This window comes from Microbacterium sp. K35 (assembly GCF_004794375.1).
Lineage (GTDB): Bacteria > Actinomycetota > Actinomycetes > Actinomycetales > Microbacteriaceae > Microbacterium > Microbacterium sufflavum.
In genome coordinates this window covers 1-10,758 of record NZ_SSDM01000262.1, presented here as the reverse complement: position 1 = coordinate 10,758, position 10,758 = coordinate 1, and the positions used below count along the sequence as shown (strand labels likewise).

General features: G+C 71.6%; 9 protein-coding genes. All 9 read right to left on the bottom strand.

Annotated features, from left to right (window positions below; translation table 11 throughout):
* Positions 1-161 precede the first annotated feature (161 nt).
* The 9 genes from DW299_RS10020 to thrC all read right to left on the bottom strand — a co-directional run bounded on the left by DW299_RS10020 (position 162) and on the right by thrC (position 10,549).
* Positions 162-1,190, bottom strand: a complete 1,029-nt coding sequence (locus DW299_RS10020; protein ID WP_136031746.1) for an S-methyl thiohydantoin desulfurase domain-containing protein — start codon at positions 1,188-1,190, stop codon at positions 162-164.
* Positions 1,191-1,200: 10 nt separating this feature from the next.
* Positions 1,201-2,301, bottom strand: coding sequence for an S-methyl thiohydantoin desulfurase family protein (locus DW299_RS10015; RefSeq protein ID WP_136036498.1), 1,101 nt, complete (start codon positions 2,299-2,301; stop codon positions 1,201-1,203).
* Positions 2,298-3,398, bottom strand: a complete 1,101-nt coding sequence (locus DW299_RS10010; protein ID WP_136036497.1) for an S-methyl thiohydantoin desulfurase family protein — start codon at positions 3,396-3,398, stop codon at positions 2,298-2,300. Before DW299_RS10010 ends, DW299_RS10015 begins: the two co-directional genes overlap by 4 nt.
* A gap of 1 nt (position 3,399) precedes the next feature.
* Positions 3,400-4,947, bottom strand: coding sequence for a hydantoinase/oxoprolinase N-terminal domain-containing protein (locus DW299_RS10005; protein ID WP_136036496.1), 1,548 nt, complete (start codon positions 4,945-4,947; stop codon positions 3,400-3,402).
* A gap of 39 nt (positions 4,948-4,986) precedes the next feature.
* The gene (locus DW299_RS10000; RefSeq protein ID WP_136031737.1) at positions 4,987-6,327 is read right to left on the bottom strand and encodes a purine-cytosine permease family protein; all 1,341 of its coding nucleotides are present in this window, start codon (positions 6,325-6,327) and stop codon (positions 4,987-4,989) included.
* 118 nt (positions 6,328-6,445) lie between these two features.
* Entirely contained in the window at positions 6,446-7,036 is a 591-nt protein-coding gene (locus DW299_RS09995) for a TetR/AcrR family transcriptional regulator (RefSeq protein ID WP_136036495.1), read from the bottom strand.
* Positions 7,037-7,039: 3 nt separating this feature from the next.
* Positions 7,040-8,323, bottom strand: a complete 1,284-nt coding sequence (locus DW299_RS09990; RefSeq protein WP_136036494.1) for an ABC transporter permease — start codon at positions 8,321-8,323, stop codon at positions 7,040-7,042.
* Positions 8,320-9,033, bottom strand: coding sequence for an ABC transporter ATP-binding protein (locus DW299_RS09985; RefSeq protein WP_136036493.1), 714 nt, complete (start codon positions 9,031-9,033; stop codon positions 8,320-8,322). The genes DW299_RS09990 and DW299_RS09985 overlap by 4 nt, the downstream gene beginning before the upstream one ends.
* A 112-nt stretch (positions 9,034-9,145) precedes the next feature.
* On the bottom strand, positions 9,146-10,549 hold the full coding sequence (thrC, locus tag DW299_RS09980) for a threonine synthase (protein ID WP_136036492.1): 1,404 nt from the start codon (positions 10,547-10,549) through the stop codon (positions 9,146-9,148).
* Between the last annotated feature and the right edge of the window lie 209 nt (positions 10,550-10,758).

Here is a 10,758-nt window from a genome sequence, read left to right as displayed (position 1 = left end):
GGCCGTGAGGATCGCGAGGCCGCCGCGGCTCTGCGCCGGGAGGTCGGCCTCCTCCGCCTCCACCGACACCGCGTCCCACTCGGCGTCGGCGGGCCCGGCGACGAGGCGCACAGCCCCGTTCTCGCCCTGCGCGAGCAGTGCGGTGAGGGGAAGCGCGGCGCTCATGCCGCGTCCAGCCCGTCGAGACCGTAGGCCGACGGCACGATGCGGGCGCGGCGCTCGGGGCGCTCGCTCCACCAGTCGGGCGCGGGCAGGGCGAGCACGACGACGTGCCGCGCCAGGCTGAGGTCGGTGACCTCGAGGATCTCGCGGGACACGGCGTCCAGCACCACGATCACCTCGGGGGCCGCGGCGACCAGCAGCCCGTCGCTGAGCACCGCGAGCGTCTCCGACCGCGCGACCACCCGGTGCACGGTACCGCCGATGCCCGCGACCTCGATGGCGCTGACGTGCGGGTCGGTCACGGACGGCGCGACCGACAGGATCCGGCCCTCGGCGAGCAGCTCGCCGCCCAGGGCCTCCGCCAGCAGCGGCGGCGCGAGCCGGGCGTGCGCGAGGAACGCCCGCCCCAGGTCGAGCGCCCGAGCCAGGTGCCCCTCGATCGCGTGCTCCCGCAGGTCGCCCACCGTGAAGCCGGCGAGCACCGCGCAGCCCACTCCCCCGGCCTGGATGATGGCCGACCGCACCACCCGCTCCGCGTCGATCGCCCTGGTCGCCTCGACCAGGGCGACTCCGTCCGCGCCGGTCTCGCACGCGAACACGAGCCCGGGCACGCGGTCGACGAACAGCGACATCTGGTCGAGACCGGGCACCGCGCGACCCGTGCAGTCGGCGTCGACCACGGTGTGCGTCTTCGCGAGGGTGAGGGGCGCCAGCCCGTTCATCCCCCCGCCCTCGAGCGAGCAGACCGCCGGCACGGGGTGTCCGAGCCAGCGCTCGACCGCCCGCAGCAGTGCACCGAACGGCTCTGCGCCCGGCATCCGTTCGCTCAGAAGCATGGTGGAGCCGACGAACGCGACACCGAGGCACGGGGTCGCGGGGTCGAGCGCCGACACCGGCGTGACGTCGATCGGCCCGTGGTCGGCGGCGCCCAGCATGAGCTCGAGCATCGTGGTCGAGCCACCGCCGCCGGAGCCGAGGAGCGCGTAGCCGCGGGCGAGCGCCGCCACGTCGTCCCGCTCCAGCCTCATGCCGTCCAGCCTAGGACGCGGGGGTCCCCTCGACCGGGCGGAACGGCTCCGTCAGGCCGAACGCCATGGGACCGAACGCGGCCAGCGCCTCGGGCGTGCGCATCATGTCGGGCGTGGAGATGCCGAGCACGCGCACCCGCTGCCCGTAGCGCAGCCCCTCGGTCGTGATCGGTTCCGCGGTCTCGTGATCGACCACGCAGATGAGGTCGGGCACGATCGCCAGCAGCTCCCCACCGCGGTAGGCCCTGAGGTTCTCATTCTGGAACGCGATCTCGACCGCGTCGCCCTCGGCCCCCAGTGGAGCGATGACGGCCCGGCCCTTCGCGAAGCCCTCCGTCGTCCGCCGCTCGACGTCCACGACCTTCCCGACGCCCAGTTCCCGCACGTGCGGGTAGAGGGTGGTCGCGAGGGTGTCGGCGATCGCCTCGAACGGGGACCGGTGCTCCTCGCGGGCCAGGCGGATGGCGCGGCCGAGCGCGAGCGCCATCGAGATGGTCCGTGGCACGGCCGTGCGCCGCACGTCGGCGCCGGTCATGGCGTACTCGGCGATGTGGCCGACGCCGCCCAGCCGGATCGTGATGCCGCGGGCGAGCCACTCCATCTGCCGGTCGTCGTCGCCCGTGTCGATCACGACCTTCTCGCCCCGCTCCCCGGCGAGCGCGAGCGGCGAGCCGTGCACGCCGTACACCGCGAAGGTCTCCATCGACAGCTCGGGGAACGCTCGTCCCATGCCGTCCGCGTCCACCACGGGCAGCCCGGTCTCGGCCGCGACGATCAGCGGGATCATGGAGTTGATGCCGCCGCACTCGATGGGCATGGTCGCATCGGCCGTCCGCCCCAGGTGCTCCTCGAGCGTGCGCAGCGCCAGCGTGGGCTCGGTGCCAGCGGGGATCTTCTCCACCATCACCGTCGGGGCGCCCATCTGCGCGGTGGGGATCACGAAGAGGTCGTCCGCCAGCTCGTCCGGGTCGAGGATCGTGATGCTGCCGTCGCCGAGCACCCGTTCCACGAGCATCTTCCCGATGTACGGGTCGCCGCCCCCGCCCGTGCCGAGCAGCGTCGCGCCTCGGGCGAGGTCGGGGAGGTCGGCCGCGGTGAGCTGCCAGCTCATGCGGCCGCCCCCGTCGAGGCGTCTGCGGCGGAGACGGTGCCGTCGAAGCGGTGGGCCGCGAGGTCGTAGCCGAAGTAGCCGGGGCCGACCATCGCGAGGGCCTCCGCGGAGTGCCAGCGCTCGTCGGCGGGGGCCGCGATCACCCGCACGCGCTGGCCGTAGCGCAGCCCCTCGGTCGTGATCGGCTCGCCCGACTCGCCGTCGAGCACCATGATGAGGTCGGGTGTGGTCGCGAGGACCGCGCCGTCGGCCTCGGCCACCAGGTGCTCGTTCTGGAACCGGAGGGTGAGCGTGGTGCCGCCGTCGCCGTCGATGCGGGCGCGCCCGCGGGCGAACCCGGTGGTGGTGGCGCGGTTGACGTCGACGACCTTGCCGTCGAACAGCTCGCGCCCGCCGAGCAGTTCGACGACCGCCGCGACCGGGTCGGTCTTCTCGTCGCGCGCGGCGGCGATGCTCCGGCCGATCTCGATGCAGCGCGACAGCGACCCCGCCACGAGGGACTCTCGCGCGGCGGTGCCCGACATCGAGAAGCCCGAGATCATGACGGAGCAGCCCATCTCGACGCACGCGACCCTGGCGATGCGCTCGGTCCAGGAGTTGTCGGCCGTCTGCAGCACCCCGGTGTTGCCCTTCTCGTCGCTGAAGGCGAGGGGCGACGCGGTCACGCCGTACAGCGTCGGCAGCACCATCTGCAGCTCCGGGAACGCGCGCCCCATGCCGTCGGCGTCGACCAGCGGCAGGCCGAGCGCGGCGGCCGCGGCGATCGGGATCGTGGAGTTGACGCCGCCGACCTCGGCGCACGCGATGTGCGTGACCGGGCGGCCGAGGTGGATGCCCAGCGCCTTCACGGGCTCGATGACCTCGGCCAGACTCGGCAGCTTCTCGACCATGACGGTGGGCGCGCCCATCATCGCGACGAACAGCACCAGGGCGTCGTCGGGCACCTCGTCGAGGGCGACCACGGTGACGTCGCCGCTCGCGAGGGCCTGCCGGGCGAGGAGCCCGCCGATGTACGGGTCGCCGCCGCCACCCGTGCCGAGCACGGCGGCCCCGCGCGCGAGCCCGTCGATGTGGGCGGGGGTGATCGTCCAGCTCATGTCAGACCCCCATGTCGAGGTCGCCGACGGCCTTGACGCGGATGCGCGTGGCGTTGCCGGGAAGGTACGGGATGGGCACCTCGTCGAAGTCGATGATCGACACGGTGGACGGCTTGGCCCCCGCGGCGATGGCCTTGTCCACGGCCTCGGCCCGCACCTCGGCGAGGGTCTCCTCGCGGCGGCCCGGCTCGATCGCGTACACCTTGTCGATCTCGCCGCCGACCTGGGCGATCGAGGCGCCGATGGCGTTGGCGACCGCGTAGTTCTCCGGGCGGTGCACGGTGCCGAACAGCGGCAGCTCGTCGGGCAGCAGGATGGAGCCGCCGCCGACCGCGACGACCGCGATCGGCTCGGGCGAGGTGCGCATGCGGTCCACGGCCTCGGACACCCGCTCGGCGATGCGGTCGAGCACGCGCTGCACGAAGGCGGGGTCGAGGTGGGCCACGCGGCTCGGGTCGCCCACCTGTGCCCGGCCGGCCGCGACGGCGATGTCGGTCGCGGTGAGGGTGGAGCCGCCGAACACCAGCGCCTCGGTCGTCAGCTTGTACCCGACCGATGCGGGGCCGACCTCCGCGGTCTCCTCGTCGACGATGCTGCCGCCGCCGATGCCGAGGGAGAGCACGTCGGGCATCCGGAAGTTGGTGCGGATGCCCGCGACCTTCACCTCGTTCGCGGTCTCGCGCGGGAAGCCGTTGATGAGCAGTCCGATGTCGGCCGTCGTGCCGCCGACGTCGATCACGGCGCAGTCGTCGAGGCCGCTCGTGGCGGCGGCACCGCGCATCGAGTTCGTGGGGCCGGAGGCGAAGGTCGCGACCGGGTAGCGGCGCACGTAGTCCTCGTCCATGAGCGTGCCGTCGTTCTGGCTCAGGAAGATGGGCGCTTCGATGCCCTGCGCGCGCACGGCCGAGGTGAGCCCGTCGACGATCTCGGACGCGAGCTCGCGCAGCGCCGCGTTGATGATGGTCGCGTTCTCCCGCTCCAGCAGCCCGATGCGTCCGATCTCGTGCGACAGCGAGATCGCCGCATCCGCCCCGAGCACGTGGGCCACGATCTCGGCTGCCCGCACCTCGAGGTCGTGGTTGACCGGGCTGAACACCGAGGAGATCGCAACCGAGCGGATGCCGTGGGCCTTCATGTCCTCGGCGTGCGCACGGATCTCCTCCGGGTCGAGCGGCGAGATGGGTCGCCCGTCGAACTCGTATCCGCCGTGGGCGAGGTAGCTGCGCGCCTGCGTGGCCTCCACCAGCACCTCCGGCCAGTCGATCAGCGGCGGCAGCGCGCGCGTGGCGGGGAGCCCCAGCCGGAGCGCCGCGACCGGCGCGAGCCGGCTGGCCTGCACGAGCGCGTTGATGAAGTGCGTCGTGCCGATCATGACCGCATCGATGTCTGCACCCTCGAAGGAGTGACCGGCGCGCAGGTCCTCGATGGCCTGCACGATCCCGCGGGTCACGTCGGGGGTCGTGGAGTGCTTCACCCCCGCCAGGGTGCGGGTGCCGTCCATGAGGACGGCGTCGGTGTTGGTGCCGCCGACGTCGATGCCGATGTGCATGATGCTCGCTTTCGTGTGGGGTGGTTCTGTCGCGGTCGCTCAGACCGCCGCGGGGGCGCTGTCGACGGGGCTCGCCTGGCGCGTGGTGGCGACGCCGACGCCGCGCACCCAGCCGAGCTTGCCGACGACGATGTACAGCACCATCGACAGGAAGAGGCTGAGCAGCGACGGGATGCCCCAGGTGACGAAGTACCCGACGAGGGACGAGACCAGCCAGACGACGATGGTCGCGGGGACGATGCGCGGAGCGGTGGCCGGAAGCGTGCCCTGCTCGCGGGTCGCGTCGAGCTCGGGGCGCCAGCGCCGCACCACGTAGTACTCGGCGACCATGATGCCGGCGATGGGCGGGAACGCGACGCTGAGCACGATCAGGAACTCGGTGAACTGCCCGAGGATGCCGACCGCGGCGAGCACCGAGCCGACGACGCCGAGCACGATCGTGGTGGTCACGCGGTGCAGGTTCTTGCCGAACGCGGTAGAGATGAAGTTCACCAGGCCGAGGGTGGAGGAGTACAGGTTCCAGTCGTTGATCTTCAGCGTGCCGGTCAGCACGATGAACAGGCCGATGAAGCCCACCGACGAGGTGACGATCGCGACGATGTCGCCGGTGGCGGCGGCGTGCGCGAGGAGCACGCCGGCCAGGCCGATCACGAACTCGCCGAGCGAGACGCCCAGCACGGTCTGCTTGACGACGTCGGCGCGCGAGCGGTTGAAGCGGGTCATGTCGCCGGTGATGATGGCGCCGACGATGAGGCCGCCCGCGACGATGCCGGTGCCCGCCCACACGCTCATGGTGGGGCCGGGGGCCGGACCGGTCAGCAGTTCGCCGATGTCGTGGCGGCTCAGCTCGGAGATGACCGACCATCCGACCAGGATCAGGAACAGCGGCACCGTGATGTTCGCGAGCCACTGCATGCCGACGAAGCCGAAGGCCACGATCGCGGTCACCGCGAGGCCGAAGATGAGGCTCCACGCCCACACCGGCAGGGCGCCGGGCATGAGGGCGTCGAGCGACTGCGCCGAGATCGCCGACTGGATGCCGAACCAGCCGATCAGGCTGATGCCGATCGCGAGGCCGACCAGCGAGGCGCCGATCTCGCCGAAGCCGGTCCAGCGGGCGAGGAGGGCGGTGTTCAGGCCTTCGCGCTGGCCGATGAAACCGACCACGCACATGATCACCTCGAGGATGATCGAGCCGAACAGGAAGGCGAGGACGGCCTCGCCGAACGTCATGCTGTAGCCGAGGGTCGCGCCGAGGAGGAACTGCGAGAGGGCCGAGACCTGTCCGAATCGCTGCACTGCGATTCCGAACCAGGGCTTGCGGGCCTCCGGCGTGACTCGGGAGAGCGCGAAGTCGTCTGCGTGCGCCGTGCGTGCCATGAGGATCCTTCGGGAGGAGGGGGGAACGGGTTGCCGCCACCGTAGCCACCGCGCCTCACCGCCCGACATGTGCGATCCGCACGAACATCGCCCGTCGCTGTGCACTCTGCACGCGACGTCAGAGCAGGCGGTCCCAGATCCACCGGAGATCGTCGAGACCGGGCTCCGCCTCGCCCGCCCGCCCGGCTTGCAGTACGAGCGTGCTCGCGATGCGGGTGAGCACGGATGCGGCGGCGTCGATGCGCTCCGCCGCCTGGTCGGGGCCGACGGCACGCAGCTTGAGGCGGATGACCTCGTTGACCTCGCGCGCCAACGGCAGCAGCCGACCCGCCTGGCGCTCGGCGAGGGCCGGCGAAGCGGCGAGGACGCGCATGCGAGCTGCCGCGAGGTCCTCCTGCCCGTCGGGGGACGCCGGGAGCTCGACCAGACCCAGAGCGCCGCTGAGCACACCCACCGTCGCATCGCTGAGGTACTCGCGCACCCGCTGCTCGTTGAGCCGGGGCAGCGCGCTGCCGAGGAGCGCGTCCTCTTTGGTCGGGAAATGATTGAAGAACGTGCGCTGCTTGACGCCGGCCGCCGCGCAGATCTCGTCGACCGTCAGCGCGGCCGGCCCCTTCTCCAGGGCCAGCCGCACCGCCGCGGTCTCGATCGCGCGCGCCGTCGCCCGTCCGCGGGCGTTGCTGCTGTGCGGGGTTGCGGGCGCGGGCATGCTCTATTCGTATCGCAGCGCGTCGATGGGTGACTTCAGCGACGCGCGTCGCGCCGGTAGCGTGCCCGCCAGGAATGCGATGACGACGATGAGCGCGACGACGCCCAGCATCCCCTGCGGCTGGAAGAGCAGCAGGTCGAGACCGGCGAGACCCGAGAGCGGCCCCTGGGCGAGAGCCGCATTGAGCGGCAGTCCCACCAGCAGGGCCACGACGACGCCGAGCACGCTGCCGAGCACGCCGATGATCGCCGCCTCGATGCTGAAGAGCGCGAACACCCGTCCGTTGCTCATCCCCATGGCCTTCATGAGCCCGATCTCGCGCGTGCGCTCCTGCACGCTCATCAGCAGCGTGTTGATGATGCCGAAAGCGGCCGCGAGCAGAGCGATCACGGCGAACGCGTTGAGCACACCGGTGATGCCGCCGATGACCGTCTGCACGATGCCGAGCTGGTCCTGGATCGTCTGCGCGGTCATCCCCGCGTCAGCGACCCGGTCCTTCAGGTCGCGCACGTCGTCGGCGCTGGCGTTCGGGTCGAAGGAGGCCACCGCGACCTGGAAGCGCTCCGGTGCCGACGACCCGGCGCGCTGCTCCGCCGCGATCGCGTCGACCAGGGCGGCGTTGGCCCCGGCGCCGGCGTTGAGCAGGCTCGTGTTCGAGACGCCCACGACGGTCGCCTCGATGGTGTGGGGGCCGCCGAGCACGTCGGTGAACCCCAGTTCGACCCGTGCACCGACCGCGTCGCCGGGGTCGGCCCAGCCGAGCGGCTCGACGTCGTCGAGCGGAAGGGTGATCTGGTTCTCGGTGGCCTCGGCATCCAGCTGCGAGCCGGCGACGAGGTCCGCCCGCGCGATCGACGAGGTGGGCGCGATCGCGAACTCGTACTTCTGCGACCCCGGTCCCTGGATCCAGTCGACCGCGACGGCCGAGACGGGCGACACGTCACGCAGTCCGTCGATGCCCTCGAGCGCGGAGATGTCCTGCGGCGTCAGCGCTCCCCCGCCGGTGAGTGGATTGGCAGGACCCCCGGAGGCCGTGGAGGTCGCGGGATCGTACGGCTGGGGCCCGGCGTCGGTCGCCGTCCCCGTCCCCGCCGAGATGAGCAGCACGTCGTCGGCGCCGAGCGACGCCACCTGCTTCGCGACGTAGTCGGAGACACCGGCGCCCAGTGCGGTCGTGAGGGTGAGCGTGAACGCTCCGACGAACAGCGCCAGCACGGTCAGCGTGGTGCGCAGCTTGCTGCGGAACGTGTGCGACACGGCGGTGCGCACCAGGTCGAGCGCGTTCATGCCGCCACCCCCGTCGCATCCTCCAGGCGCCCGTCGCGCACCACGACCCGGCGGTCGCATCGTGCGGCGAGGTCGTCGTCGTGCGTGACGATGACGAGGGTGATTCCGTGGTCGCGCTGGAGCGCGAAGAGCTCATCTTCGACGACGGCGCCGGTCGCGCTGTCGAGGTTTCCCGTCGGCTCGTCGGCGAAGATGACCTCGGGCTCGGACACGAGCGCCCGAGCCAGCACGACGCGCTGTTTCTGCCCGCCGGACAGGTCGTTCGCACGGCCCTGCGCCTTGTCCTCCAGGCCGAAGCGGCGCAGGGCCTCCATGCCGCGGCGTCGCCTCTCGGCGGCGGGGATCCCCGCGATCGTGAGCGGGAGGATGACGTTGTCGAGCACCGAGGCACCGGGGGTGACGAAGAACTGCTGGAAGACGAAGCCGAAGCGGCGGTTGCGGATCCGGTTCACCGCCCGCGGCGACAGCGTCGCCGCATCGGCGCCGTCCACCCGCACCTCTCCGGCGTCGGGGCGGTCCAGGAGAGCGAGGAGGTGCATCAGCGTGGACTTGCCCGACCCGCTCTTGCCGACGATGGCCAGGGACTCGCCCCGCCGCACCCGCAACGACACGTCGTCGAGAGCCAGGAATCTGCTCTCGCCCTTCCCGTAGGACTTGGACAGATGACGCGCCTCGATGGCCGTCGGGACGGAGTCCGCACTTTCATTCATGCAGATACAGTAACAACTCTTGGCAGTGACTGCCTGATAAGTTCCCCTGGAAGGACGAAGACCCCCGACCGCGCCGGCGGTCGGGGGTCTTTCGCGATGAAGGGCCTCGGTGTCAGTGCAGGGCGTTCTCCGCGATGAACGCGCGCAGGGCCTGCTCGTCGTCGGCCATCTCCGTCACGTGCTGGGGGGCGTCGAGCATCGCGCGCAGCTCGGGCGAGTAGCCGAGCTCGACGCCGATCGCCTCGTGGATGGTCTCCGCGAACTTCTCCGGCTTGGCGGTCTCCAGCACGAGCATCGGAACGCCCGGCTCCACATACTCGCGGGCGACCTTGACGCCGTCGGCGGTGTGCGGGTCGATCACTTCGCCCGAGGCCTCGTACACGGCGCGGATGGTGGCCAGCCGGTCCTCATGGGTCGAGGTGCCGCTGACGATGCCGAACTCCTCCGCGAACCGCTCCTGCTCCGCCGAGAAGTCGACGTAGCCCTGCGCCTCCAGGTCGTCCCACGCGCCGACCACCCGCGCCGGGTCGCGGTCGACCAGCTCGAAGATGAAGCGCTCCAGGTTCGACGCCTTCGAGATGTCCATCGAGGGGCTCGAGGTGGCGAGGGTCTGCGCGGCGCTGCGCGGCCGGTAGACGCCCGTGCGGAAGAACTCGTCGAGCACGTTGTTCTCGTTCGCGGCCAGCACGAGGCGGCGGATCGGCAGGCCCATCTGCTTCGCGAAGAAGCCCGACAGGATGTTGCCGAAGTTGCCCGAGGGCACGGTGAACGACACCTCGGCCCAGCCGCCCGCGTCGGTGGCCCGCAGCCACGCCCAGAAGTAGTAGACGGTCTGCGCGGTGATGCGCGCGAGGTTGATGGAGTTGACGGCGCCGAGGTGCTGGGTGCGCTTGAAGTCGAGGTCGCCGGCGAGCTTCTTGACCAGGTTCTGGCAGTCGTCGAACACGCCCTCCACCGCGATGTTGTGCACGTTGGCGTCGTCGAGCGAGAACATCTGCGCCCGCTGGAACGCGCTCATGCGGCCCTGCGGCGACAGCATGAACACCGACACTCGCTCCTTGCCGCGGAGGGCGTGCTCGGCCGCCGACCCCGTGTCGCCCGAGGTCGCGCCGAGGATGTTCAGCACCGATCCCTGACGCTCCAGGGTGTACTCGAGCACCTGCCCGAGGAACTGCATCGCCATGTCCTTGAACGCCAGCGTCGGCCCCTCGGAGAGACCGACCAGCGTGAGGTCGTCGTCGATGCGGCGCAGCGGCACCACCCCGTCGGGGAAGTCGGCGTAGGCGGCGGCCGTCATGCGCGCCAGATCCTCGCGGGGGATGTCGGTCGCGAACAGCCCCAGCACCTCGGTCGCGAGCTGGGGGTACGTGAGTGCGCGCCAGCGCTCCAGGGTCTCACCGTCGACCTCGGGCATGACCTCGGGAACCGCCAGGCCTCCGTCGGGCGCGAGCCCTTCGAGCAGGGTCTCGCTGAAGGACTGCGGCTGCATGCCGCCACGGGTGGAGATGAACGGCACGGTGGCTCCTCGGCTCGGGACTCGGCGCCTCCATTCTCGCAGGCCGCGAAGACGCCGCCGGACGCGTGACGGAGGGGGCGCCACCACCCCTCATGGCCTCCGCCCCGCCTCGCGCCACAGCCCCGCCCACTGCTCCGGGCCCAGGTCACGGGGGAGGCGGCGGTCCTGCGCTCGCACCGAGGCCACGGCCCGGCGCGCCTGGGGCATCG